This is a genomic window from Gottfriedia sp. NPDC057991 (genome assembly GCF_042886615.1).
Classification (GTDB): Bacteria; Bacillota; Bacilli; order Bacillales; family Bacillaceae_G; genus Gottfriedia.
The window spans coordinates 584,374-609,345 of sequence record NZ_JBHVQN010000001.1 but is presented as its reverse complement, the minus strand read 5'-3'; the positions used below and the strand labels follow the sequence as shown (position 1 = coordinate 609,345).

At 33.3% G+C, this 24,972-nt stretch carries 28 protein-coding genes; 4 read left to right on the top strand and 24 right to left on the bottom strand.

Going from position 1 to position 24,972, the window contains the following annotated elements:
- Positions 1 to 162: 162 nt before the first annotated feature.
- Entirely contained in the window at positions 163 to 414 is a 252-nt protein-coding gene (locus tag ACFVR2_RS02945) for a DUF2624 family protein (protein WP_387358766.1), read from the top strand.
- Positions 415 to 532: 118 nt separating this feature from the next.
- Complete coding sequence (locus ACFVR2_RS02940) at positions 533 to 832, top strand: hypothetical protein (RefSeq protein WP_129688419.1); 300 nt, start codon at positions 533 to 535, stop codon at positions 830 to 832.
- Between the two features lie 70 nt (positions 833 to 902).
- On the opposite strand, the gene ACFVR2_RS02935 is transcribed toward ACFVR2_RS02940, so the two are convergent.
- From ACFVR2_RS02935 to ACFVR2_RS02925, 3 genes are all read right to left on the bottom strand, one after another.
- The gene (locus tag ACFVR2_RS02935) at positions 903 to 1,079 is read right to left on the bottom strand and encodes a hypothetical protein (protein WP_387358764.1); all 177 of its coding nucleotides are present in this window, start codon (positions 1,077 to 1,079) and stop codon (positions 903 to 905) included.
- A gap of 234 nt (positions 1,080 to 1,313) precedes the next feature.
- A complete protein-coding gene (locus tag ACFVR2_RS02930) occupies positions 1,314 to 2,207 on the bottom strand; it encodes a deoxyribonuclease IV (protein ID WP_387358762.1) in 894 nt (297 codons plus the stop codon).
- A gap of 251 nt (positions 2,208 to 2,458) precedes the next feature.
- On the bottom strand, positions 2,459 to 3,766 hold the full coding sequence (locus ACFVR2_RS02925) for a DEAD/DEAH box helicase (RefSeq protein ID WP_387358760.1): 1,308 nt from the start codon (positions 3,764 to 3,766) through the stop codon (positions 2,459 to 2,461).
- Between the two features lie 225 nt (positions 3,767 to 3,991).
- Here ACFVR2_RS02925 and vrrA point away from each other — a divergent pair, with 225 nt between their 5' ends.
- Positions 3,992 to 4,780 carry a VrrA/YqfQ family protein gene (gene vrrA, locus ACFVR2_RS02920; RefSeq protein ID WP_387358758.1) on the top strand — a complete coding sequence of 263 codons (789 nt, stop codon included), beginning with the start codon at positions 3,992 to 3,994 and terminating at the stop codon, positions 4,778 to 4,780.
- A gap of 81 nt (positions 4,781 to 4,861) precedes the next feature.
- Positions 4,862 to 5,806: a 4-hydroxy-3-methylbut-2-enyl diphosphate reductase gene (locus ACFVR2_RS02915; RefSeq protein ID WP_387358756.1), complete on the top strand. Its 945-nt coding sequence runs from the start codon at positions 4,862 to 4,864 to the stop codon at positions 5,804 to 5,806.
- 58 nt (positions 5,807 to 5,864) lie between these two features.
- Here ACFVR2_RS02915 and ACFVR2_RS02910 read toward each other — a convergent pair whose 3' ends face one another.
- The 21 genes from ACFVR2_RS02910 to deoC form a co-directional block, all read right to left on the bottom strand.
- Positions 5,865 to 6,983: a Nif3-like dinuclear metal center hexameric protein gene (locus ACFVR2_RS02910; RefSeq protein ID WP_387358754.1), complete on the bottom strand. Its 1,119-nt coding sequence runs from the start codon at positions 6,981 to 6,983 to the stop codon at positions 5,865 to 5,867.
- Positions 6,980 to 7,687, bottom strand: coding sequence for a tRNA (adenine(22)-N(1))-methyltransferase (locus ACFVR2_RS02905; RefSeq protein ID WP_387358751.1), 708 nt, complete (start codon positions 7,685 to 7,687; stop codon positions 6,980 to 6,982). Before ACFVR2_RS02905 ends, ACFVR2_RS02910 begins: the two co-directional genes overlap by 4 nt.
- A gap of 106 nt (positions 7,688 to 7,793) precedes the next feature.
- Positions 7,794 to 8,150, bottom strand: coding sequence for a cytochrome c550 (cccA, locus tag ACFVR2_RS02900; protein WP_025671599.1), 357 nt, complete (start codon positions 8,148 to 8,150; stop codon positions 7,794 to 7,796).
- A gap of 842 nt (positions 8,151 to 8,992) precedes the next feature.
- Positions 8,993 to 10,111: an RNA polymerase sigma factor RpoD gene (rpoD, locus tag ACFVR2_RS02895; protein ID WP_387358749.1), complete on the bottom strand. Its 1,119-nt coding sequence runs from the start codon at positions 10,109 to 10,111 to the stop codon at positions 8,993 to 8,995.
- A 29-nt stretch (positions 10,112 to 10,140) separates the two neighbouring features.
- A complete protein-coding gene (dnaG, locus tag ACFVR2_RS02890; RefSeq protein ID WP_387358747.1) occupies positions 10,141 to 11,949 on the bottom strand; it encodes a DNA primase in 1,809 nt (602 codons plus the stop codon).
- 544 nt (positions 11,950 to 12,493) lie between these two features.
- Positions 12,494 to 13,306 carry a pyruvate, water dikinase regulatory protein gene (locus ACFVR2_RS02885; RefSeq protein WP_335474492.1) on the bottom strand — a complete coding sequence of 271 codons (813 nt, stop codon included), beginning with the start codon at positions 13,304 to 13,306 and terminating at the stop codon, positions 12,494 to 12,496.
- 20 nt (positions 13,307 to 13,326) lie between these two features.
- Complete coding sequence (gene ccpN / locus ACFVR2_RS02880) at positions 13,327 to 13,965, bottom strand: transcriptional regulator CcpN (RefSeq protein WP_387358744.1); 639 nt, start codon at positions 13,963 to 13,965, stop codon at positions 13,327 to 13,329.
- A 97-nt stretch (positions 13,966 to 14,062) separates the two neighbouring features.
- Positions 14,063 to 14,848, bottom strand: coding sequence for a DNA repair protein RecO (gene recO, locus ACFVR2_RS02875; RefSeq protein ID WP_387358742.1), 786 nt, complete (start codon positions 14,846 to 14,848; stop codon positions 14,063 to 14,065).
- A 27-nt stretch (positions 14,849 to 14,875) separates the two neighbouring features.
- A complete protein-coding gene (locus tag ACFVR2_RS02870) occupies positions 14,876 to 15,019 on the bottom strand; it encodes a YqzL family protein (RefSeq protein ID WP_069034173.1) in 144 nt (47 codons plus the stop codon).
- Between the two features lie 231 nt (positions 15,020 to 15,250).
- The gene (gene era / locus ACFVR2_RS02865) at positions 15,251 to 16,159 is read right to left on the bottom strand and encodes a GTPase Era (protein ID WP_098860846.1); all 909 of its coding nucleotides are present in this window, start codon (positions 16,157 to 16,159) and stop codon (positions 15,251 to 15,253) included.
- Positions 16,152 to 16,550 (bottom strand): cytidine deaminase, encoded by a 399-nt coding sequence (locus tag ACFVR2_RS02860; protein WP_387358740.1) that lies wholly within the window; start codon positions 16,548 to 16,550, stop codon positions 16,152 to 16,154. Before ACFVR2_RS02860 ends, era begins: the two co-directional genes overlap by 8 nt.
- 46 nt (positions 16,551 to 16,596) lie before the next feature.
- Positions 16,597 to 16,977, bottom strand: a complete 381-nt coding sequence (locus ACFVR2_RS02855) for a diacylglycerol kinase family protein (RefSeq protein ID WP_129688407.1) — start codon at positions 16,975 to 16,977, stop codon at positions 16,597 to 16,599.
- Entirely contained in the window at positions 16,958 to 17,434 is a 477-nt protein-coding gene (gene ybeY / locus ACFVR2_RS02850; protein WP_387358738.1) for an rRNA maturation RNase YbeY, read from the bottom strand. Before ybeY ends, ACFVR2_RS02855 begins: the two co-directional genes overlap by 20 nt.
- 9 nt (positions 17,435 to 17,443) lie before the next feature.
- Complete coding sequence (locus ACFVR2_RS02845; protein ID WP_387358736.1) at positions 17,444 to 19,546, bottom strand: HD family phosphohydrolase; 2,103 nt, start codon at positions 19,544 to 19,546, stop codon at positions 17,444 to 17,446.
- Positions 19,547 to 19,619: 73 nt separating this feature from the next.
- Positions 19,620 to 20,582, bottom strand: a complete 963-nt coding sequence (locus ACFVR2_RS02840; protein ID WP_387358734.1) for a PhoH family protein — start codon at positions 20,580 to 20,582, stop codon at positions 19,620 to 19,622.
- Between the two features lie 3 nt (positions 20,583 to 20,585).
- Entirely contained in the window at positions 20,586 to 21,773 is a 1,188-nt protein-coding gene (yqfD, locus tag ACFVR2_RS02835) for a sporulation protein YqfD (protein ID WP_387358732.1), read from the bottom strand.
- A gap of 48 nt (positions 21,774 to 21,821) precedes the next feature.
- A complete protein-coding gene (gene yqfC, locus ACFVR2_RS02830; protein WP_088011443.1) occupies positions 21,822 to 22,070 on the bottom strand; it encodes a sporulation protein YqfC in 249 nt (82 codons plus the stop codon).
- Positions 22,071 to 22,441: 371 nt separating this feature from the next.
- Positions 22,442 to 22,906 carry a hypothetical protein gene (locus ACFVR2_RS02825; RefSeq protein WP_387358730.1) on the bottom strand — a complete coding sequence of 155 codons (465 nt, stop codon included), beginning with the start codon at positions 22,904 to 22,906 and terminating at the stop codon, positions 22,442 to 22,444.
- A gap of 554 nt (positions 22,907 to 23,460) precedes the next feature.
- Positions 23,461 to 23,910 carry a GatB/YqeY domain-containing protein gene (locus ACFVR2_RS02820; protein ID WP_387358728.1) on the bottom strand — a complete coding sequence of 150 codons (450 nt, stop codon included), beginning with the start codon at positions 23,908 to 23,910 and terminating at the stop codon, positions 23,461 to 23,463.
- 14 nt (positions 23,911 to 23,924) lie between these two features.
- On the bottom strand, positions 23,925 to 24,098 hold the full coding sequence (rpsU, locus tag ACFVR2_RS02815; RefSeq protein ID WP_003152957.1) for a 30S ribosomal protein S21: 174 nt from the start codon (positions 24,096 to 24,098) through the stop codon (positions 23,925 to 23,927).
- Between the two features lie 162 nt (positions 24,099 to 24,260).
- Complete coding sequence (deoC, locus tag ACFVR2_RS02810; RefSeq protein ID WP_387358726.1) at positions 24,261 to 24,932, bottom strand: deoxyribose-phosphate aldolase; 672 nt, start codon at positions 24,930 to 24,932, stop codon at positions 24,261 to 24,263.
- Between the last annotated feature and the right edge of the window lie 40 nt (positions 24,933 to 24,972).

Genomic DNA, 24,972 nt, shown 5'->3' with positions numbered 1-24,972 from the left:
CAAGTGAAATCATAAAAATGTCACAGTTTTCTAACGCTCCCTCCCACTGTTTTTCATATTATTTTTGAAAAATTAATTGAGATTAGTGTCCTATGCACATTATTTATAATAACCTTTCATAAAATTTATTGATGAAATATTTCACCTAAGAGGAGGTTCAGAATGAATATTATCCAAACTCTCATAAATAAAAAGGTTAATAGCATAACACCAAAGGATTTATTAAAATTAAGTCAACAACATCAAGTGTATATTACTCCAGATCAAGCTAATAAAGTGGCTGCAATATTAAACGGGAAAAATTATAATATTTATGACGCTGAACATAAAAAACAAATTCTTTCCCAAATTGCAAATGTTACCTCTAAAGCTACTGCACAACAAGTTGATATTATTTTTCAAAAGCTAACTTAAGCTTGGTTAAAATGTTCATTAAAAAGCTTTAATTTATAACTCTACTCATTTCACAAATCATATAATGCTCATACAAAGAATCACCTAATTATTCCAAAACGAAATGAGAGGGATTAATATGGATTTGCATGAGCTACATTATGAAATAATTTATTTAGACAAAGAAACAGATGATGAAGTGAAATTCAAACACATGTTTCATATGGATGATTTAAGCCATAACTTAGCTCTTAATATCGCTAGTAGTTTAATCGAACGTGACAAGGCACATGTGGTCTATATTAAATTAATGCACTTAGACGAACATGATCACGAATTAGTTAGTAATGTTGTCACTGTGAAAAGAATTAAAGATGGAAAGATAATTGCTTCATATTTAGATAGTAAGTTAAAGAAGGTTGTAGAAATAGAATTATAAGGAAGAACGAATGGGGCTATCTCATAAGTCGGATTAACGACATATGAGTGCCCTTTTTTTATTACTTGCGCTACTGGGGAGTATCTCTACAGCGCTTTTTATTTGTAGCTAATAAAATCACTTGCAGTTTTGCTAAATTTATTTGCGATTTTCTAAATTTAATTGCAGTTTTACCAAAATTTAATTGCGATTTTCGGATTTTATTTGCAGTCCACTGTTTTTTTGCAATTTCATCATTTATTTGCACTGCTGGACTCCTTATTAGTAGCTTTATTTAACTTTATAGCGCCTTAAATCGATTTCGAACCTACTAGATCTTAATCGCTTAAGGACACCCTCTTTTTTAATTATATAAGGATTTAAACGCTATTCATTATTTTGAATTTAAATCTGTTAAATTGAGCGAAGATGGAGTTCGAACGATTGAATAAGAAAATAAAGAAAACCAGCCCATTATTTAAATTGGACTGGTTTCTTTGAATTAAGCTTTCAATAATTCTTGAATTAAGTTTTCATTGAATTCTTGATTGCGTAACATTTCTATTTCTAATTTATACGGTGGAACCTTGTTGTTTTTATCTTCACCAACATATGGAGTTTCTAAAATTTTAGGGACGTCCATTAGTTGTGGATGATGAACAATATAGTTTAATGCTTTAAATCCAATCGATCCAAAGCCAATGTTCTCATGTCGGTCTTTTCGACTTCCCATTGGATTCTTACTATCGTTAATGTGAAGTACTTTTATTTTTTCAATCCCGATTAAGTGATCGAATTGCTGTAAGACACCATCAAAGTCATTAACGATATCATATCCAGCGTCATTAATATGGCATGTATCAAAACAAACTGATAATTTATCGTTGTAGTGTACACCTTCCATAATTCTCGCTATTTCTTCGAATGATTTACCACATTCTGATCCTTTTCCAGCCATGGTTTCAAGCGCAATTTGTACTTGAGTTTCAGCTGTTAATACCTCATTTAAACCTTGAATAATTCTGTCGATACCAGCATCTTCACCTGCGCCTACGTGAGCACCAGGGTGTAATACGATTTGTTTTGCTCCTAATGCTGCTGTACGGTCTATTTCTTTTTGTAAAAATTCAACACCTAATTCATAGGTAGCTGGATTAGTCGTATTTCCAATATTGATAATATATGGTGCATGGACTACTATATCAGCAATTCCATTTTCAGCCATATGTTTTATACCCGCTTCAATATTTAAATCTTCAATTGCTTTACGTCGTGTATTTTGAGGCGCACCTGTATATACCATAAATGTATTAGCACCATAGCTTGCAGCTTCTTCACTTGCGGCTAAAAACATCTTTTTACCGCTCATTGAAACATGAGATCCAATTCGTAACATTCTTTCAGCTCCTACCTTAATTAATCATACTTACATTTTAACATGAAAATCAATCATGGTTAAATGGTTCGCCTGTTTATAAAGAAAACTTGCCGATTGGCAAGTCTTAGGCGAAGACAGAGGTTTAGTTGCACTTATACTTTATTCCTAAAATTGGCTACCACGTCGAATTAACTTCCTCGTTGCCAATTTATACTTTCTTAAAGTGTAAAAGAAAAAGAAAGGAATATTCTTCCTTTCTTTTTTCCAAACTATCTACTCGTTTTTCTTTTCACTTTATTTTTAAATGATTCTCTTTGTTCATTCAGTTTACGCTTATAGCCAGGTTTAACTTTAGATGGCTTTTTAATTGCTTTCCCAGCAGCTGCATCTAAACTTCGATCAGTTTTTTTACGTAGCTTACGTTTTGAGCGTGGTCCTAAATCAACCCATTCACCTTTTTTTAGTTCACGATGCTCAAATGTAATTCCACGATCTTGAAGTTTGTCTAATGCTTGTTCATCTTCTTGATCATAAATTGTAATGGCTGTTCCAGAGAAGTTTGCACGCCCTGTACGACCTACACGGTGGACATAAAAGTCTAAATCTGCTGGTAATTCAATATTTATTACATGACTTACCCCTTCAATATCGATGCCTCGGGAAGCTAAGTCAGTAGCAACAATATATTGGTACTCTAAATCTTGAATTTGCTTCATCATTTTTTTACGTTCACGAGGACTTAAATCTCCGTGAATTTGACCAACTTTTAAGCCATATGATGATAATTGAGACGCAACTTCTTCAGCCTTTTTCTTCGTATTTGTAAAGACAATTGCTAAATATGGCTGAAAACTTAATAAAATATCTTTAGCCATTTTAACTTTGTCTTTATGGCGGCTTGGAACAATGATATGTTCAATTTTCTGAGCTGAAAGTTGTTGCGGATTAATATGAATATGTTCAGGATTTTCCATATACTTTTTCAAAAACGGTTTCAGTTTCTCAGGTATTGTCGCTGAAAAAACAAGCATTTGTAATTTCTTTGGCATTTTTGATGCAACTTGGTCCACATCATGGATGAATCCCATATCTAACATTAAATCCGCTTCATCCACTACTAAATACTTCGTAGTATGAACTAATAATACATTATCATTTACTAAATCTTTAATACGTCCAGTAGTTCCGATTACGATATGTGGCTGTTTTTTTAGTTTTTCAACAGTACGTTTGTAGTCGGTTCCACCAACGAAGTTTTTTGCAGTTAGTTGCTCATCTTCTGGACAACATTCAATGATTGCTTGAACATCATTATAAATTTGAGTTGCTAATTCACGAGTTGGAGCAGTTATTACTAATTGCACTTGATCTAAAGATGGATCTAACGTATTAATTGTCGGAATTAGATATGCATGAGTCTTTCCTGACCCTGTTTGCGATTGACCGATTACACTACGTCCAGTTTTAACTTGAGGAATGATCTTTTGTTGAATTTCTGTTGGTTCTGCAAAGTGTTTCTTCTCTATCGCTTCCAAAATAAATGGTTTTAATTGAAAATTTTTAAATGAAATTGCCATATAACTCACCTTCTTAATTTAAACTTTCTATGTAATGAGGAATCTATCTCCTCTTACAAAATAGCTACAATTATCTATTATACAATAGATTTGCCCAATAAAGCTAATTCTAATTTTTCTTTCTTCTTTATTAGCATTTTAATTTTTATTCTGTCCTATACTAACCATTTCAAATTATGTGCATAGCCTAAGTAATAAAGAGCATTTTTGAAAGGAGGTATTAGATTGGGATTACTTGATAAATTTAAGAAAAAAAATAAACAGCCTTTTCCTATGAACGGTCCAAATAATTATACTAGTTATCAACAGCCTTATCAAAATTTACAAAATCCATACAGTGCAAGACCAAATTTTGATCAACGATATCCATATCCTCAATCACCACAGCAACCTTATCAGCAATTTCAACAACAGTTTTATCCACCTGTCCAACAAATTGTTGGGCAACAAGGTCATTATCAGCAACCAATTTCATATCAGCCACAATTAAACGCACATCAACAATATATAAGCCAAAATAAAATTTTACAACCTGTTCCTTTTCAAAATCAGCCAGTAATGCAGGCACAGGGCGGTAGTAATTATCAGCAACAGGGATCACAAAATCAATACCCAATGACTGGGCAACCACCCGAAAAAGAAGATGATGGCAGTCCAGGGTTTTTCTCGCGTTTAATGGGAGGAGACACTTCTATTACAGGTGTCATCGGTGGTATGCAAAAAGCTGTTCAAGCAGCACAACAAGTCACGCCAATGATTCAACAATACGCTCCTGCTATTAAAAATTTCCCTTCAATCTATAAAATATTTAAAGCAGTAAATACCGACGATCCGATCGACCCAAAAAAAAGTAAAAAAAATGATGCAAATGGAATAATTGATGTTGCGCAAACAGAGGAAACAAAACCAAAAAAAAGAAAAAAAGCTCCAATTAAGTCAGAAGTAGTAGAACCATCTCGTAATATTGAAGAAATTTCATCAAATGTAAATCCAAAACCAAAATTGTTTATGTAAATTTTCTTTTTCTTTGTATAGTAGCATCTCCCTCCTTTATAATAAAAAATGACAACAATATTATAAAGGAGGGGCTACTCCATGAAAGTTATTAAAGTTACCCCACGAGGCTATTGCTACGGAGTTGTAGATGCAATGGTCATTGCTAGAAATGCAGCTAAAGATCTATCATTACCAAGACCAATTTACATACTTGGTATGATTGTTCATAATAAACATGTTACAGACGCATTTGAAGAAGAAGGTATCATTACTTTAGATGGTCCAAGCAGATTAGATATTCTAGATAAGATTGAAAAAGGTACTGTTATTTTTACGGCTCACGGAGTTTCTCCAGAAGTAAAATCAAAAGCAATTAAAAAAGGGCTTACGACGATTGATGCGACTTGTCCAGATGTAACGAAAACACATGATTTAATCAAAGAACGAATGGCTGAAGGCTATCACTTTATTTATATTGGTAAAAAAGGACATCCGGAACCAGAGGGCGCAGTTGGAATCGCCCCTTCGATTGTTCACCTAATTCAAAATAAATCTGATATTGATGCTTTAGAAATTCCTACTGATAAAATTATCATTACAAATCAAACAACTATGAGCCAATGGGACGTAGTAGAATTAATTCAATTCGCAATTAAAAAATATCCGTCTGCTCATGTTCATAAAGAAATCTGTATGGCAACTCAAGTTCGTCAAGAAGCAATTGCTGATCAAGCAGGCCAAGCAGATCTAACAATTGTTGTAGGTGACCCGATGAGTAATAACTCAAATAGACTTGCACAAGTTTCGCATGAAATTGCAGGAACAAAGGCATTTCGTATTTCAGATATTACTGAACTTCAATTAAAATGGCTAAAGGGCGTTGAGACTGTAGCAGTTACGTCTGGAGCTTCAACTCCAACACCGATAACACGTGAGGTTATTGCATTTTTGGAGAAGTATGATCCAAACGATGAAAGCACTTGGGATACAAAATCAGGAGTAGAATTAAATAAAATACTACCTAAAGTTAGAATAAAAGACTAAACAAAAAGGACTTCTGGATTTTTAACCCGGAAGTCCTTTTTTAATTCATAAAAAACGTTTAAATAAATGTAAATGGATCAGTGTGGATCGTTGAAGCGACAATTTCACAAGCCATATTTTTTTCTTTTAATTTATTATCTAAAAGACGTTTAACACCTAATTTCATTACTTTTTCAATATTGTGACCTGCATCAACTATATTTAAATTAAGCATTTTCCAATCCTGTGCCACGTGGTAATAGATATCACCACTTAAATAAACATCTGCACCATTTCTTTTTGCATGATAGGCAAACTTATTTCCGTCTCCACCTACAATTGCAACCTTTTTTACTCGATCGCTTAAGTTCCCTACCACTCTTACACCTTGTAAATCTAATTTTTCTTTCACATAATGCGCAAATTCTTCTAATGAAATTTCTTCTTTAAGGCTCCCGATTCTTCCAATCCCGAATGTTTTGCCTTCATTTTCTAGTGTATATGTATCATATGCTACTTCTTCATACGGATGAGTTTTTTGCATCACTTTAAGCACTTGTTTTAACTTTAATTGTGGAACAACTGTTTCGAGCTTTACTTCATCAACTTCTTCTAATTGACCCTGTTGTCCAATAAATGGTGTTGTCCCCTTTAAAGGTATAAATGTCCCTGTTCCATTCGAACTAAAGGTACAATGGCTGTATTGACCAATATGACCTGCTCCAGCATCACAAATTGCATTTAATACAATTTCTGCATGTGTTTTCGGTACAAATACAACTAACTTAATTAATTTTTCTACATATGTAGGAGCGAGAACTTTCGTATTTTCTAATTGTAACGCTTCAGCTAAAAAATCACTCACACCGATTTCTGCAATATCAACATTTGTATGTGCTGCAAAAACGGCTATATCGTGTTTTATACAAAGTTCCACAATTTTACCCGGTTCACTGTCTGTCTCAATCTTTTTTAAAGGACGATAAATAATAGGATGGTGAGCAATAATTAGGTTCGCTCCTATTGAAATTGCCTCTTCTACCACCTCTTTTGTGACATCTAATGCAATTAATACCTTTGTCACTGGTTTTGATAATGTACCAATTTGAAGACCATTTGGATCACCTTCCTCAGCTAAATGCTTAGGGAATAGTTCTTCAAATTGCTGTACTACCTGAAAAGCATTTATCGATTTCATGAAAGCACCTCTTTTATCCACTCAAGTTTCTGTTCGACTTCTTTAATTTTCTGAACTGATTCCACTGTTTGTTTTGCTGATTCAAGTTGAGTTAAGATTCTTTCAAAATTATTTTTTTCATGTTCCCATTTCTTCTTAAATGCACCATTTTTGTTTTTTAATAAGTAAGGGCCTATAAATAACTCCATATCTTTCTTTTCACCGTATGCACTATTTAGATTTGATTTAGAAGCTACTAGAATTTCATAGATTTTTCCATCCTCTTCTAATATATCTTCTTCCACAAGAGAATATCCTTCTTTATCAAGCCAATTTCTAATTTGATTTGCACCAATATTTGGTTGTAAAACCAATGTTTCAACACCTTGAAGTTTTTCTTTACCATTTTCTAATATGCTAGAAATTAAAGAACCACCCATTCCAGCTATTGTTATGACATCTACTTCGTTTGGTACCAAAACCTCCAGCCCGTCTCCCATTCTCGCTTCAACAATTCCTTCTAGCCCACTTTGACGAATCGTAGAACGTGCTGAATTATATGGGCCTTCAGTAATTTCCCCTACAATTGCTGAGGTACATCTTTTATTTAAAACTGCATAACAAGGTAAATAAGCATGATCTGATCCAATATCAGCCATTTTTGTGCCCTCTGGTATGTAATCAAATACTCTTTTTAAACGCTTTGATAAATTAACTTCATTCATAACAAAATCACCATTTCATTTTATTTTCATAACTTCATTTTACACTATAGTAGTCAAGAAACCAAAATGACCTCTTCGTTAAGAAGAGGTCATTTTATATGCTTGCTTATTTTTTCTCAGATAACCATTTAGCAACAGCATCCAATTGTGGTCCTTGTAGTAAACCAGCTGGCATTCCGCCTTCTTTACCGTTTTTAAGAATGTTTTTGATTTGATCTTCTGAGTATCTTGAACCTACTTTAGTTAAGTTTGGTCCTACAACCCCTTGTAATTGATCACCATGACAGCTAACACATGTTTGAGCATATATTTCATCTGGCTTAGTTGATGCAGTTTGCGCCGGTTTTTTGTCACCGTTAGCAATTTCATCAGCCTGTTTTGCTCCTTTTAATGAAATAATTAGCATGACTGCGATTCCTAGTGCTGCAATTAGAGCAAAAGGAATTAATGGATTTCGTTTCATTATGATCCCCCTTATGTAACCCCTTAAAAAAATAAAATTAATTACTATAACATTATTATTGTATACGATTAAAAACAATAAAAAAAGTATTATATTGGATAAATTTAAAAATTGTTAAACGATTTCAAAATTATATAAACCTTCCTACTATAAAGAATTAAACTCGATCTAGCATATTTGCAAATTATATTTGTATAAACTCACCTCTTGATAAATGAAATAAGTAAGTTTTTTTAAGAAACCATTTAAAACCATCGTCACCCATTAAACTTTTAATTTGAATTTAATCTTTCTCACCAAAAAGCTTAAGCAAAAGATTTAGCCCATTCTATTATGAAATTCTAATAAATAATTGCTATTACAATATAGGTAATATGTCTTCAAACCATTTATTTTATATTTAGTAGTATTGAACTAATTATAAAAATTATTAAAAAAGTAGGGAAAATGAGTATTTGCAAATTTAAAGACAATTCTGTAAAATAAAGTAAATAGGTATCCAATTGTTTAAAATGATGGAATTACTACTAGCGTCTCCATAATTTATAATAACCATTTTTGCTTATATTATCCTTTGATTCATCTTTAGAATAAATAGTTAAAAGATCATTTTTAAAATTGTTCTAAGAGAATCGGATTTCCATCTCGATCATTGGTCATCCAGTTCAGTATTACTAGTATGTAGCATAGCACTACAATTATAGTTTTAGTACGGACATTCGATATATTTTGACAAATTTTTTATCGTGACATATTTACTAATTAAAACGTTTTCATTTTTTGTATTATAGATTGAAAATAAAAAAGTTTACCCAATAAAGGATAAACTCTTTTTAAATATTCTATTCTAAGAAGTCTTTTAGTCGTTTGCTACGGCTTGGATGACGTAATTTACGTAGAGCTTTTGCTTCAATTTGACGAATACGCTCACGTGTAACTCCAAATACTTTACCAACTTCTTCTAAAGTACGAGTACGTCCATCATCTAAACCAAATCGTAAACGTAAAACATTTTCTTCACGGTCTGTTAATGTATCAAGAACATCTTCTAATTGCTCTTTAAGCATTTCATAAGCTGCATGCTCAGCTGGAGAAGTTGCTTCAGAATCTTCAATGAAATCACCTAAATGTGAATCATCTTCTTCACCAATTGGTGTTTCTAATGATACTGGCTCTTGAGCAATTTTAAGGATTTCTCTAACTTTTTCTGGTGGTAAATCCATTTCTTCACCAATTTCTTCAGGAGCTGGCTCGCGACCTAGATCTTGAAGTAATTGACGTTGAACACGAATTAATTTGTTAATTGTTTCCACCATATGAACTGGAATACGGATTGTTCTTGCTTGGTCAGCAATTGCACGAGTAATCGCTTGACGAATCCACCAAGTCGCATATGTACTAAATTTATAACCTTTACGATAATCAAACTTTTCAACGGCTTTGATTAAACCCATATTACCTTCTTGAATTAGGTCTAGGAACAGCATACCGCGTCCTACATAACGTTTTGCAATACTTACTACTAATCGTAAGTTCGCTTCTGCTAGGCGTCGTTTCGCTTCCTCATCGCCTTCTTCAATACGTTTCGCTAAATTGATTTCATCTTGTCCAGAAAGTAAATCAACTCGGCCAATTTCTTTTAGATACATACGTACTGGGTCATTAATTTTTACTCCAGGAGGAACACTTAAATCATTTAAGTCAAATTCTTCTTCCTTCTCTAATTGAGTTCCTCTAGGTTCATCATCAGCGTCACCAACAATATCAATCCCTTGTTCACCTAGTTGCTCATAAAATTCTTCAAGTTGATCTGAATCAATTTCAAATCCGTTTAAACGATCTGCAATTTCTTCATATGTAATTACACCACGTTTTTTACCATTTTCAATTAATAATGCTTTTACTTGATCAAGTGTTACTTCTGTTTCCGTATCTTTAGAACGAGCCGATTTATCAGCCATCTGTTCCCCTCCTTCGAAAAGTTCGCGAATCATTTAACATATTTCATACTAGATCTTAGCTGTGTGATTTGTTGGAGAATCGTTGCAGCTTTTACAAAATCTCCTTCACGTTCAGCTTTTTTCAGATCTATTTCTTTTTCACGTATACGTTGTTGTTTATCATAGTTGTTTAATGCATCTAAATAATCCTTTAACTCTCGCTCTGTTAGTTCAGGTGCTATCTGTAAATTGACAATTTTTGAAACTACTTCAAGTAACCTTTTTGAAGGAAGGTAATTCATAAATTTACTAATATTAGACTCATTGCCCTCTTCATAATAAGCATAAAGATGGATTATAATCTCGGAATAATCATTATTGTAGAATAGACCCTGATATTGCTGTCTTACTTTTTCAGCCACGTCACTGCTATTTAACATATGAGCTAAAAGTAATTGTTCAGCTCGAACATGTGCAGGAAGAAGTGTCTTAGTAGTAATATCGCGTTTGATATCAGTTTTTACTTCTGTTACATTAGATATACGATTTGCCTGATTACTATATTGTCCAAATTCCTTCTTAAGTACTTCAATCGAGATAGAAAACTCTTTTGAGAGTTGATTTAAGTAATAATCTTGTTCAATCAGTTGACTTAGTTTAGCAATTTCTTGTAGCATTTCTTTTATATACTGAAATTTAACAGTTTCATCTAAAAGATTTTTTCCTTTTCGATGATATTGCATTTTAAAACTCATTAATGATACACTAGCTTCAATAATAGAGGTATTAAATTTTTCTGGACCAAATTGTCTTATATATTCATCGGGATCTAAGCCATCAGGCATTTGTGCAACTTTAATTGTAAATCCTTCTTTTTGAAGAACTTTAGCTGCTTTTTCAGTTGCGTTAATACCAGCTTGATCTGAATCATAGCATATGATAATTTGATCAACAGATGTTTTTAAGACCTTTGCTTGATCCTCTGTTAATGAAGTTCCCATGGTTGCAACTGCATCATGGACACCAGCTCTAAACGCAGAAATGACATCTGCAAAACCTTCCATTAAGATTGCCCGATTTTGCTTTCGCATGACATTCTTTGCTTGGTAAAATTGATATAATAATTTTCCTTTATGGAACATTGAAGATTCAGGACTATTTAAATATTTTGGTGATCCTTCACCCATTATTCTTCCACTGAATGCAACAATTTTCCCTTGATGGTTATGAATCGGAAAAATTAATCGATTTCGAAATCGATCATAGTAATTACCATCACGTTCACTTCGAACAACTAGACCAGCTTTCTCCATGACCGGCATTGGATAGCCACGTTTTTCTAACACCTTAGTAACAGCATCCCAAGAATCTAAAGCAACACCAAGCTCAAAGTGCTTTATTTCCTCTTTAGAAATCCCTCTGTTAAGTAGGTATTCTAACGCCTGTTTACCTTCTGTTGTGTTAACTAATAGATGATGATAGTACTTTTTGACAAACTCATGAGCTTCAAGCATAATGCCTTGCTCAGTAGATTGTGGATTATTGACTGTGTCAACTGTATCTGAAGGTAAAGTGATATTTGTCTTTTTTGCAAGCTGATGGACAGATTCTTGAAAGTTCAGTCCTTCAAGCTGCATAATGAAAGAAATCGCATTTCCTCCAGCACCGCATCCAAAACAATGAAAAATTTGTTTTTCAGGAGACACAGAAAAAGATGGTGTGCTTTCTCCATGAAAAGGACAAAGTCCAAAATAATTTCTTCCTTGTTTTTTCAGAGGAACATACTCACTTACTACATCAACTATGTCGACTGACTGACGAACCTGCTCGACAAGTTCATCGGGAATTCTGTTTCCCATATTGACAGCTCCATATACTATTTTATTCGATAAAACTCACTGTATTCCTTCATGATTCGACAAAAATATTTCCATATATTAAAACTTAAGTTAATTCACTCTATTAAGTCATATATGAATTAATAATTTTCTAAAAAAGAAGTGCTAAACAGTAGTTCATAAGCATTGCATTCAACTGCTAGTTCTGGTTTTCATTAACCCATTTATTTATCGCTTATGATTAATTTCTACACGTCTTTTGTAATTCCTTCAAAACATGTATCGATTTATGTAGTTTTATTTCCATCTTTCAATAAACTAGGAAGCACATATTCATAGTTTATTCGTAAGTATAAAAAGTTAAACCTATTATTAGTTCATTTCATACAATTTTTTATTATAATCTATTTTAATTAGGAAATCTAGCAATAAGCACTAAAGAATCTTAACTTTTACATACGATCCTAATTTATTGAAATTCCTATTTAAAAAAGATGAAAACACATTAGATTACTCTAATGTGTCTGTCTAACAAGATCAATCATCATTTATAATTTCTAAAAAATTATCTTATCTGCTTATTTTGATAATAATAATTTAAAATAACATTAGCGGATTCTTCTACTGCCTTACTTGAAACATCTACAACTTTACAGCCAATTTGTTTAACAACATTATTGAAATGTTTTAGTTCTTCTTCAATTCTTGAAATATTAGCATAACTAGCTCCGTCGTGCAGTCCTAATGAAATTAATCTTTCTTTTCGAATATGGTTTAACTTTTCTGGAGAAATCATTAACCCAATGCACTTTTCTTTTGGAACTTTAAGTAGTTGTTCTGGTGGATCTACTTCTGGAACTAAAGGCACATTGGCAACTTTAAATCCTTTATGAGCAAGATATTGTGATAAAGGAGTCTTTGATGTTCTAGATACACCGATTAAGACTATATCAGCTTTTTCAATACCTCTTGGGTCTCTTCCATCATCATATTTAACCGCAAATTCAATTGCCTCTATACGTTGGAAATAATCTTCATCTAGTTTGCGAACAACACCAGGTTCATTTCTAGGTTCAAGTTTATGAATCGTTGAAATTTTATCGATTAATGGACCGATTAAGTCATATACGATTACTCCAGCACTTTGCGCTTCTTCTAATAATTTCTTTCTCATATCAGGTTTTACTAATGTAAATACAATAATACCATTATTTTCTTTTGCTACTTGAACTATTTCAATTAATGTTGCATTATCTTCAACGTATGGTACACGTCTAATCTCGAATTTTTGATGAAATTGACTAATAGCCGCCTTTACGACATGCTCTGCTGTTTCACCAACAGAATCTGATACAACATAAACGATTGAATTGCCCATATGTTCACCTCTTAACTTTACTAAAACATATCATTGTTCATTAAGTCTACAATCGCACGAGTAAAATTTGTTTTTGTAAATCGACCAATTACCTCAAGTCCATGCTCACTTTCACGAACAACAGGGACAGCATCAATTTGTTTTTCAATTAAACTCTTAGCTACATTATGAATTGTATCATCTTTATAGCAAATTGTAATGTTTGGCATCCTCGTCATGATAATATCTACGGGTAATGTATGCAAATCTTTATTTCCTATACTTGCACGGAGTAAGTCTTTTCTCGAAAGTACTCCGGTTAAAACCGAATTTTGATCAACAACAAATAACGTTCCTACATCCTCAAGAAACATTGTAACGATCGCATCATACACTGATGAACTTCGATCTACTACAACAGGAATCGCCTGATATTCCTTTACAGTCAATTTTTTTATTCTGTCAATGACCTGTGCACCGCTTGTTCTTCCCGTGTAATAATATCCTACTCGTGGTCTTGCTTCTAAAAAACCAGTCATTGTAAGAATAGCTAAATCAGGGCGAAGCGTAGCTCTTGTAAGTGCTAGCTTATCAGCTATATGTTCACCTGTAATTGGTCCATTACTTTTTACTATTTCAAGTATTTGAGTTTGTCGCTTTGTCAGTTCGATTTCTCTCACCCCTAACTATCCAATATGTTATACTCTCTAATAAATATTATATACTATTTTTACAATTTAAAAAAGAAAGAAGGAAATAGGTAGCCTATTTCCTTCCTTAGGTTTCTGAATTTTTATCAGTTTTCAGAAAATTATCCATATTTTTTAATTGCTCTAAAAATTTGCGTGACTTTAAATAGATTCCACTATATTCATCATAATAAGAAAATAAAATTTGTTGTAAGTTTTTCTTTGTTGCTTCACTAACCTCAATTTTGCCAAGTCGATTTACATCAAAATGATAAAATAACCTCATTAACTTAACCGACTTTTCAGTAACTGAAAATGCATATGGATCAGTCCGTTTACAACGCTGACATAAAAACCCACCTTCTTTAACAGAAAAGGCTACAAATATATTTTCATTTGCACTACATCTACAATTTACGCATTGATCAAAAAATGGGTGATATCCTAATACAGGTATCATTTTCGTCATAAATAAATAAGTCAAAACTTCAGCGTCTGCACCTTCATTCATGTGCTGTAGTAATTGAAGGACTAATTCAAATAAATACGGATTATTTTTTTTCTCTTCAACAGCTTTATCTGTAAGTTCTACAACAATCGAAGCATACGCAGTTGCTACTAAATCACTTCTTAATTCACGATATGAATCAATTAGTTCTCCTTGACTTAATGTACCTAATCCAGATCCTTTTTGAATTAAAAACGACCCATATGTAAAGAGTTGTGTAACAGAAGCAAGTCGACTATTCGTCTTCTTTGCTCCTCTTGCCACAACTCCTATCTTACCTAATTCTCTTGTTAAAAGAGTAATAATAACATTTGATTCTCCATAAGCGTTTGCCCGTAATACAATTCCTTCTACACGCTGTAACATTTAACTCACCATCCAATTGGATGAAGGTTAAGTATGTAGGGAATCAATATCAGCTATTTCTTCATCAATGTAACTTTTCTGATCCACATGTTCCTGTTCAAGCTGCTTAAACAATAAATATGTCTCAACATTTCCAGTTTTAGAAAAGACATCCCAGGTAAAATTCAACATTGAGAAACCACCTTTCAAGAATAGCTACAACTCATTGCTCATTACCTATAGCCAATTACTTTCCCTGCTTACTTATAATGTGACCTTCTCTCCCGATTTTCATGTGTATAAAATTTATAAAAATAACAAATAAAAAGCTTGCAAATCCAAGAGAAATGTGGTGGGCTTTTTGAATAAATGGAAATATTACTAGACCCCTGATTCTAAGCCCAACCTCTTGATTTTTGCCTTTTAATACTCATCCTCACGGAAACCTAAATCTCTTAATTGAGACATACGATTACGCCAATCTTTTTGAACCTTAACCCATAACTCTAAGAATACTTTTGTATCAAGCAAGTTTTCTATATCTAAACGAGCACGCTTACCAACCTCTTTTAACATGCTACCTTGCTTACCGATAATGATTCCTTTTTGGGAAGATCTTTCAACCACAATTGTTGCATTCACGTATATTGCATTTCCTTCTGGTCTTCTTTCAATTTGCTCAATAATAACAGCAATTGAATGTGGAACCTCTTCTCTAGTCAAATGCAATACTTTTTCTCTTATTAATTCTGAAATGATAAATCTTTCAGGATGATCTGTTACTTGATTTGCTGGATAATATTGCGGACCTTCTGGTAAATAAGTTTTAATAACTTTTAATAAGCGATCGACATTATTCCCTTGTAATGCTGAGATTGGAACAATTTCAGCAAATTGGAATAAATCTTTGTATTTATTGATTAAATCAAATAGCTGTTCAGGATGAATTGTATCAATTTTATTAATGACTAAAATAACTGGACTACGACTTCCTTGCAGCTTCTCAATAATGAATTCATCTCCACGACCAAATCCTTCATTGGCATTTATCATAAATAACGTAGCATCAACATCCTTAATTGAATCTTGAGCTACCTTTACCATAAAATCACCAAGTTTGTGTTTTGGTTTATGGATTCCTGGCGTATCTATAAAGACAATTTGTGCATCATCTTCTGTAAAAACGCCTTGAATTTTATTACGAGTAGTTTGAGGCTTATCACTCATTATAGCTATTTTTTGACCAATTACTCGATTTAGGAATGTACTTTTCCCTACATTTGGTCTACCTATAATTGAGACAAAACCTGATTTATAACTTTCTTTATTCATTCAAATCCTCCGATGTAAATGCTCCTGGCAATAATTCTTTTACTGTTGTTTCTTGGATTACTCCATTTAAGTTCGATAAATATACGACTGTATCTGGACCAGCAAGTTCAAATAAAACTTGACGGCATGCCCCACATGGCGCAACTGGTCCCTCGGTATCAGCGACTACTGCCACTGCTGAAAACTCCGTAATGCCATTTGAATATGCTTTAAATAATGCAGTTCGTTCTGCACAATTTGTTAGACCATATGATGCATTTTCTATGTTACAACCACGAATAACTTGACCATCCTTTGTAAGCAATGCTGCACCAACTTGAAATTTCGAATATGGTACATATGCGTTTAATCTAGCTTTTATCGCTTCATTTATAGGTTGTTGTTTATCCATTTATGTAGCCTCCTATTATAAGCCCGAACACGAAAGTAGGGTCTTATTAACGTAGTATAGTAAAATACGGAAAAAATAGCAAAGCACCTATAATGATTGAAACAATTGCAGCGACTAAAACCGCACCAGCTGCCACATCCTTCGCTTTTTTTGCTAAAGGATGTTTATTAGGTGACGCTAAATCTACAACTGCTTCAATTGAAGAATTAACAAGCTCTAGCGAAATGACAATTGTAATAATAAGCAGAAGGATTAACCAATCTATTCGACTAATATGTAAATAAAACGCAAGGCCGATTGAAATGAGTGCTGCAAATAAGTGGATTTTTATATTTCTTTCATCCTTAATGACTTTAAAAATACCACTAAATGCAAAACCAAAAGATTTAAATAATGGCGCTCTTTTTTTAGAGTCTTTCAAGGCCATATTTTTCTAATATTTCCTTCTGTTTTGTAAACATCACTTTCTCATCGGCTTCATTCATATGATCATAACCTAGTAAATGTAAACATCCGTGCACTGCTAAAAAACCTAATTCACGGCGGAATGAATGACCATACTCCTCAGCTTGTCTCTTAGTAGTAGGAATTGAAATGACAATATCACCTAAAGTACGTGGTAAGTCAGCTCCGATTATTTCAATTTCGCCTTCTCCTAATTCTTCCATTGGAAATGAAATAACATCAGTAGCACGATCTTTCTCTCGATACTCTTTATTAATTTCATGAATTCTTTCATCATCTACAAATGAAACTGCAATTTCAACTTCACCAGTCACACCCTCATATTCAAGTGCACACTCTAGTAAACCCTTTATATCAGATTGCTGTTCGTTAGTCACTTCATTTGTTTCATCTATAAAATCAATTTCTAATTGAACCATTATCTCACCTTATCTTTCATCTGGATACTGTATTCTTGAATGGAAAGTTCCTTTTAAAGTCTCACACAATGATTTCTCAACAATATGTAATTCTTTTAAATTTAATTCACACATTGCAAACTGACCATCATTCAAACGATCATTCATAATGGAAGAAACTAATAACTCGATTTTTTGCATATCAGGATCTTTTAGCGAACGAACTGCTGCTTCAACACTATCAGCAATTCCTACAATTGCCGATTCCTTTGAATGTGCTTTTGGACCAGGATATCTAAAATCAATTTCTTTAACATCAGGGTTCGTCTCTTTTTCCTTATAGTAAAAATACTTTAATAAGGTTGTACCATGATGCTCCGCTGCAATATCAATAATATCTTTTGGCAAATTATATTTTTTTAGTATTTTTACACCATCACTTACATGCCTCAAAATGATATCTTTACTTTGAATCGGTTTAATACGATCATGAGGATTATGACCACCCATTTGATTTTCTATAAAGAATCCTGGATTATTCGTTTTACCTATATCATGATAATATGCTCCAACCCTAGCTAACAAACCATTTGCACCGATCGCTTCACAAGCACCTTCAGCTAAATTTGCAACCATAATACTATGATGATATGTACCCGGAGCCTCTAATAAAATTTTTCTTAATAAAGGATGATTTGGACTACCCAACTCAACAAGTTTAAATGAGGACACCATTCCAAACGAATCTTCTACAAAAGGTAAAATCCCCATCGTAATGACACTTGATAAAACTCCAGAAGTAAGTCCCATTAATAAATAAATCCCAACTTCGACTGATGAATATTGACCATTCCGAATTAAGATTAAAGAAAACAGAGTAGCAATATTAACAAGCGAAATTAAAAATCCAGCATGGAGAATCATTGAACGTTTATTTTTAACCTCATTTAAAAATAAAACGGTGATTGAACTAAATAAAATATAGATTCCAGTCGAGTAGTTAATTGCGCCATTTACATCTTCGTTAAACATTAAACTACCGCAAATAGAGAATATAATCGACGAAACCATTAAATATCGATTACCTAATAAAAACTTTATCAATAAAGTCCCTATCGCAACTGGAGCTACATAAACAAGCCCTGAAAACTCAACCTTTTGAAACAAGCTTACAATCTTCAAAATTAAGATTGTAAAAATTACAATGCTATAATATGTAACGATGTATATATTCCCTTTTTCTTTTAAAGATGCCGTTTGTTTCAATACGAAGTACGCCAATACTCCAATTAATAAAATTAATCCAATATACGGTTGAATTGACTGTTTGTTTTTTATTAAGCCAACTAATTTTAATTGATCATATTTTTCCTTTGTAATTGTTTCTCCTGCTTTTACTAAGACTTGTCCTTGTAAAATATAGACACTATCTACACTTTCACTTTCTAGACGTTTTCTCTCTTTTGTCTCCTCTGCATCAAAAAAGTAGTTTGGCACAATCGCAAATTCACCAATTGAGATCATCGCATCCTTTAGTGAAGGATTAACGCTTACATATGATAATTCATTTCTCAGCTTTCCACGAGATTCTTCGATTTGGCTCGTAGTAATTTCCTCAGACATTACATTATTAATGGCTGTATTTAACGAAGCTTTAGTAATATTTAACTGTTCATCTGACGATTTAACTAAAGTGCTAAATACACTATCTTCTAAGTTTTTACGAATATCGTCAGGCAGTTTTTTCTTTACATCACTTGTTTCTTTATCAATTAATGCTTGTCCTTTAAGATTATCACTCTTTGCATTTTCATTTTTTACTTCTGTTACAATATCAAAAATTGAATTGACTATGTCTATACGTTTTTGTGTATAACTTTCCTCATATTTATATACATCCTCAACTCTTGCTGCAGCCTCAAGTCGCTTTTTAGCAGTAGCTCCTTTATCCTCAATCGTGATAGGTGAATAAATATTATCATCAGCAATTGATAATAGCTGAATGTCGTATTTTACCGGTCTAACATGACTAACTAAAAGAAGAAAACTTAATAAGCCAAATGCAATGGTACATAGTAATATGACAAGAGTTTGATTCTTAAAACGCTGAATTAAGGCTTGCAAACTATTCATTGTTTCCCCTTTCTAGAAATGCACCTCATCATAAAAATACGAAATGACCCTATCAATGTAGGGTCACTACGAATCATTCATTTGCTAAATCATAAGCTTGAATAATCTTTTGTACTAGTGGGTGACGAACTACGTCAGTTTGTTCCAAGATCGTCATACCAATGCCCTCTACACCTTTAAGTGTATTTTGAGCTGATATTAAACCCGACTTTACTCCTTTAGGTAAATCAATTTGTGAAGGGTCACCTGTAATAACCATTTTAGAGCCAAATCCTAAACGGGTCAAAAACATCTTCATTTGAGCCATTGTCGTATTTTGAGCTTCATCCAAAATGACAAAGGCATCTTCTAAAGTACGTCCCCTCATATAAGCTAAAGGTGCAATTTCAATTGTTCCTCTTTCAATTAAACGCACAGTATGCTCTTGCCCTAAAACATCGTGTAGAGCATCATACAGTGGTCTTAAATATGGGTCAACCTTTTCCTTTAAATCTCCTGGTAAAAATCCTAAACTTTCTCCAGCTTCCACAGCAGGTCTTGTTAAAATAATTTTACTTACTTTATTATTTTTTAATGCTTGAACAGCCATGACAACTGCAAGATATGTTTTACCTGTACCAGCAGGTCCAATTCCAAATACCAAATCATTTGATTGAATTGCACGAAGATAATGTCTTTGTCCAAAAGTCTTAACTCGAATTGGTTTTCCTTTTGAATTCTTAATAATTTCTTCGTCATACAACCTAGCAAATGATGACAGCCTTCCTTCTTTAGCCATCTGGATTGAGTATGTAACATCCCTCGATGTAATACTCACTCCATTTCGAATAACCTCTAAAAGAGCTTGAATGATTTGCTCAACCGTTTTCACATCTTCATTCGTACCTGAAACTTGTACAGATTGACCACGTGACACAATCTTAACATCAAGCGAATTTTCAATTATTTCTAGATGCTTATCGTTTGTACCAAATAAGGCAATTGCTTCGTTTGGATCCTCTATTTGTTGATTAATCGTTAGTAGTTGTTCTGGCATTACTCAGTCCCCTTGAACAATAGTTTTCGTTTTTGTGATATCTTCTAAAACTTTATAATACATTCTTAAATTAACTTTACCATTGTCTATTGACTCGTGCAAAACTTTTTCTTGTAAAATCTTGGCATCTGGACTTAACTTTTTCATTAATTCCTTCTTACCAATTTGTTTTCCAAGTTGAGCAGCCTGAACTTTAGAGTATGTTCTAACATATTTTTCACTTTCGAGAATTGTTTTTTTACTAAAAAAGATCGGCAATTTCCATTTTATAAATTTAAATTGATACGAACTACTTTCATCTTCAAAAGACTTATATTTATTCTTATCAAAACCCCAAAATTTTATTTTATTTTCCTTAGTTCCAATATAATAACTAGTTTTTCTTTCTCCTGTAAGCACCGTAAAAGGAGTATCTAAAGAGACACTAATAATTTCCTCTCTCCAAACTTCCCCCATGATTTTGCCAACAGCTGGGACTAAAATAGGATGTTCTTCCGTACCGATTATTCCAGATACTAATATTTGACCTTTTTTCACAAAATCATTCTTTACTACAAGTGGTTTCCCTTTTTCAACAAACATGCTTGAAATAACAGCCTCTTCACTCGCAATAATATGACGCGGACTTAATGCCTTCTCAGGCTTAGGTATGTGCTTTTCAACTACCTCAAAATGGAAGGTAGTCCCATTTAATTGTACACCAATCCAGGTTAATGTCGGATTCTCATCTTGTAGCTTTTTCTGGATTGTTTGCATTCTAGGTAAAGTAAATTGAGATGCGCCAGTCTTAACGCCCATCGCAGTTAAATCTTTCCGAAGTTTATACTCAACTTCAGGTGAAGCACCTTTTATATCAATTCTCCAAACCATATTTGAAAGTAAAAATAAAACTAATAAAAAGCCAACAACACCTACAACAAATCCAAAATACTTCCAAGCTCGTCTAACTTCAAAAGGAAGCCCCTTCCGACCAATAAAATATACTTTATATTCTTTTTTCCGAGGAATATTTTTGATCCGTTTATAATCTTTCAACTCAATTGTAAACGTAATCGAATTTGTTCCACTTTTCTTCACATCACGAAGTGGAATCCCCTTACGCATACATTCATTTAAAAAACGTTCTGGTCCAAGCCCAATTACTTTTACTTGAACCATCCCTGTAAGATTTGAAGTCCATTGGTTTTTCATCCTAATCCCCCATGTTCATTAGACTGATCATGGTGTAAGTTCTAGATGCTATTCATTAATAAAATACACATGCTCAATTTCGCCTTCCAACAAAATCTCCTCAGGCAACATCGTCTTCAAAACAAAATCTTTCCCCTTAATCAACAACTGCCCCTGCTTCATTAACAAACGCAATTCATTGTCTGAGTACACAAGTAACCCTCTATGGTTTTCAATATAAATATGTAGTTGACCTAACATCGTAATACGTGGCAATTCCAATAGTACATCTGGTGGTAAGTCCATCTTACTTGACATCCATGTTTTTAAATTATGCGCTAATCTTTTCAAGATAGACTCCTCCCCCTTTCATATCATATTTATGATGATTTCTGAGAAGGTATGATATAAAAAGAAAAAGGTAAAGGAAATTTAAGATGAATATTTGGATTTTATAAAAGTGAGGTTTATTGATTTTAGATTACGGCGAGGAAGTTGAGATTTATGGGTACTGGCGTCTAGATGGGGTGCGGATAATCAATCAAATGATTAGGAAGCCGAATGTCCTCACCAAAAGCCCTCTCATAGTTAATTTTTTAGTTATGGCATAGAAGTTACAGCCAAATCTTTTGATACAAAAAAACCGAGAACAAATAACGATTCTCGGTTGAAATGCTTTATTTACGTTTTTACATTCTTCTTTGGATTGTAACATCTTGGTAAACATCTTGTTTTCCTTGTGAAGTCGTAACCCACCAAAGAACCCCTTGAGTGAGAAAGAACAGACTCCACATTACTACAAGACCGATTGAAGTTATATCACGAATTCCATCACCGTAAATCCCTTTGACTGTAACATAGGTGATGAGTACACTTACTATAATACCTAACGACTTAATTGGTAACGGCCTTTTAGCCATGGATGTATCCATTTGTGGCGTATCATATGTTTCTGTTATGAATGGTTTTTTATTTGTTCTAGCATAATCATGAACCCCTTGTTTAATCTCATCTTGTAGTCGTTCTTCGTCACCTATTGCCATCTCTTTCGTAATAAAGATTAATGTAAACGCGAATGGTACGACTATTATTAACCAACCTAATGCAAATGCTATTCCACCTAAATCATTATGTAAGTCCCCGAACGGTGTCATTATTCCCATCTCTCCTTTACAAGTGGACGATTAATAAATGCATTGTCCATCTAAATTCATCATAACGAATAAAATTAATTCTATATGTGATATAAATCACACACTCAGTTAAATTTTTTCACATTGACTTATATTGCAAAACAAACCTAGAACAAAAAGTTATTCTCGGTTGAGTTTTCTCTAGATTGGATTATGCAGATTTCAATAAAGAGTAGAAATTCACACTCAAATCAAATTGGTTAAGTGCGGTTCTTAATTAATTTAACTAGTCTATAACATAAACTGGATATGTGTGGAGCGCATTAAAGGATAAAGTTTACACCAAGTCTGAATATGGTGCAGATGTAGGTTTGTAGAGGAGAATACTTAACAGTTTTATAAGAAATTAGGTTGATTTTTTTTTTTGCAGTTCCGGAAATTTTATTTGCAGTTTTGATTTTTTATTTGCACTTTCGAAGATTTTATTTGCAGTTTCGTTAAATTTAATTGCACTTTTGAGGATTTTAATTGCAGTAACTCAAAAAACAAAAAAATAAACGTCTAAAAATAGACGTTTATTTTAACAGACTTGCTACAGCTTTATTCACAGAAGAGCCATCAGCTTGTCCTTTTACTTTAGGCATAACTGCACTCATTACTTTCCCCATGTCAGCTTTTGATGTAGCACCGACTTCTGAAATTGTAACGCGTACAATTTCAAGAAGTTCCTCTTCAGATAATTGTTGAGGCAAGTATTCGTTTAGAATCAGTAACTCTTGCTTTAATTTATCCACAAGGTCTTGACGACCAGCTTTTTCGAATTCCAGGAGGGAGTCTTTACGTTGTTTCACTTCACGAGTTAAAATTGTTAACTCTTGATCAGCTGACAATGTCACATTATTCCCTAAGCTAATTACTTCATTTTGTAATGATGCTTTCACCATTCGAATAACTGCTAACTTGTCTTTGTTTTTTTCCTTCATCGCTTGTTTCATATCTGAATTCAAACGTTCGAGAAGACTCATAGTAACACCCTCTCTTAGAATTTACGTTTTCTCGCTGCCTCTGATTTTTTCTTACGTTTTACACTTGGCTTTTCATAAAATTCGCGTTTTCTTGCTTCTTGTAGCGTACCAGTTTTAGAAACTGAACGTTTAAAACGACGAAGAGCATCTTCTAAAGATTCGTTTTTACGAACGACTGTTTTAGACATCTTACTTTTCCCTCCCTCCAAGCTACCACTTACAATCAATAAAACACTGTAAAAAAGAAACACTTTTCCACATGTCTTTTACGATTATAATACATAAACTATTGATAGGTCAACAGGTAAATGTCAAGTTTGAAACTTAACACCCTTTGCCATTAAAAGGAATCAATAGCCTTCTGTTGCTACGTTTCCTTGGACAATCGTGATTCCATTACTTGTACCGATTCGAGTTGCCCCGACTTTAACCATTTCATTTACACTTGCTATATCACGTACTCCTCCTGATGCTTTAACACCAATATCAGGTCCAACTGTTTTCCTCATTAAAGCTACATCCTCTACAGTTGCACCACCCGTTGAAAATCCTGTAGATGTTTTAACGAAATCTGCTCCGGCTTTTACAGAAAGTTTAGAAGCCATTTCTTTTTCTTCATTCGTTAACAGACTTGTTTCGATAATCACTTTTACTAATGCTTTACCTTTTGCTGCATTAACAACTGCTGCTATATCTTGTTCAACAGTATCATAGTCCTTATCTTTTAAAGCTCCGATATTGATAACCATATCGACTTCCCCGGCTCCATTTTCAATTGCATTCTTCGTTTCAAACGCTTTTGTTTCTTTTGTATTCGCGCCTAAAGGAAACCCAATTACAGTACAAACCAAAACTTCAGAGCCTTTTAACAAACTTGCACAATGACTGACCCAAGTTGGATTCACACAAACGGAAGCAAAATTATGTTCCTTTGCTTCTTGACATAATTTTTCAATTTGAGATTTAGTTGTTTCAGGTTTTAAAACTGTATGATCAATCAATTTGTTGATATTAGTTGTCATTTTGTAGTGCTCCTAACTTATGTTTTTTTCATAATTACTC

Excerpts from the sequence above, each read along its gene's own strand:
- yqfC (WP_088011443.1), bottom strand. The coding sequence starts at position 22,070 with ATGTCAAGTAAGATGGACTTACCACCAGATGTACTATTGGAATTGCCA.
- era (WP_098860846.1), bottom strand. The coding sequence starts at position 16,159 with ATGAATAAAGAAAGTTATAAATCAGGTTTTGTCTCAATTATAGGTAGA.
- ACFVR2_RS02945 (WP_387358766.1), top strand. The coding sequence starts at position 163 with ATGAATATTATCCAAACTCTCATAAATAAAAAGGTTAATAGCATAACA.
- recO (WP_387358742.1), bottom strand. The coding sequence starts at position 14,848 with ATGTTACAGCGTGTAGAAGGAATTGTATTACGGGCAAACGCTTATGGA.
- ACFVR2_RS02855 (WP_129688407.1), bottom strand. The coding sequence starts at position 16,977 with ATGGCCTTGAAAGACTCTAAAAAAAGAGCGCCATTATTTAAATCTTTT.
- deoC (WP_387358726.1), bottom strand. The coding sequence starts at position 24,932 with ATGACAACTAATATCAACAAATTGATTGATCATACAGTTTTAAAACCT.
- ACFVR2_RS02840 (WP_387358734.1), bottom strand. The coding sequence starts at position 20,582 with ATGCCAGAACAACTACTAACGATTAATCAACAAATAGAGGATCCAAAC.
- ACFVR2_RS02905 (WP_387358751.1), bottom strand. The coding sequence starts at position 7,687 with ATGAATGAAGTTAATTTATCAAAGCGTTTAAAAAGAGTATTTGATTAC.
- ACFVR2_RS02825 (WP_387358730.1), bottom strand. The coding sequence starts at position 22,906 with ATGACACCGTTCGGGGACTTACATAATGATTTAGGTGGAATAGCATTT.
- ACFVR2_RS02910 (WP_387358754.1), bottom strand. The coding sequence starts at position 6,983 with ATGAAATCGATAAATGCTTTTCAGGTAGTACAGCAATTTGAAGAACTA.
- rpoD (WP_387358749.1), bottom strand. The coding sequence starts at position 10,111 with ATGGCTGATAAATCGGCTCGTTCTAAAGATACGGAAACAGAAGTAACA.
- dnaG (WP_387358747.1), bottom strand. The coding sequence starts at position 11,949 with ATGGGAAACAGAATTCCCGATGAACTTGTCGAGCAGGTTCGTCAGTCA.
- ACFVR2_RS02930 (WP_387358762.1), bottom strand. The coding sequence starts at position 2,207 with ATGTTACGAATTGGATCTCATGTTTCAATGAGCGGTAAAAAGATGTTT.
- cccA (WP_025671599.1), bottom strand. The coding sequence starts at position 8,150 with ATGAAACGAAATCCATTAATTCCTTTTGCTCTAATTGCAGCACTAGGA.
- ACFVR2_RS02925 (WP_387358760.1), bottom strand. The coding sequence starts at position 3,766 with ATGGCAATTTCATTTAAAAATTTTCAATTAAAACCATTTATTTTGGAA.
- ACFVR2_RS02860 (WP_387358740.1), bottom strand. The coding sequence starts at position 16,550 with ATGGATAAACAACAACCTATAAATGAAGCGATAAAAGCTAGATTAAAC.
- rpsU (WP_003152957.1), bottom strand. The coding sequence starts at position 24,098 with ATGTCTAAAACAGTCGTTCGTAAAAACGAATCTTTAGAAGATGCTCTT.
- ACFVR2_RS02940 (WP_129688419.1), top strand. The coding sequence starts at position 533 with ATGGATTTGCATGAGCTACATTATGAAATAATTTATTTAGACAAAGAA.
- yqfD (WP_387358732.1), bottom strand. The coding sequence starts at position 21,773 with ATGAAAAACCAATGGACTTCAAATCTTACAGGGATGGTTCAAGTAAAA.
- ybeY (WP_387358738.1), bottom strand. The coding sequence starts at position 17,434 with ATGGTTCAATTAGAAATTGATTTTATAGATGAAACAAATGAAGTGACT.
- ACFVR2_RS02915 (WP_387358756.1), top strand. The coding sequence starts at position 4,862 with ATGAAAGTTATTAAAGTTACCCCACGAGGCTATTGCTACGGAGTTGTA.
- ACFVR2_RS02885 (WP_335474492.1), bottom strand. The coding sequence starts at position 13,306 with ATGGGCAATTCAATCGTTTATGTTGTATCAGATTCTGTTGGTGAAACA.
- ACFVR2_RS02820 (WP_387358728.1), bottom strand. The coding sequence starts at position 23,910 with ATGAGTCTTCTCGAACGTTTGAATTCAGATATGAAACAAGCGATGAAG.
- ACFVR2_RS02870 (WP_069034173.1), bottom strand. The coding sequence starts at position 15,019 with ATGTTGAATTTTACCTGGGATGTCTTTTCTAAAACTGGAAATGTTGAG.
- ACFVR2_RS02845 (WP_387358736.1), bottom strand. The coding sequence starts at position 19,546 with ATGAATAGTTTGCAAGCCTTAATTCAGCGTTTTAAGAATCAAACTCTT.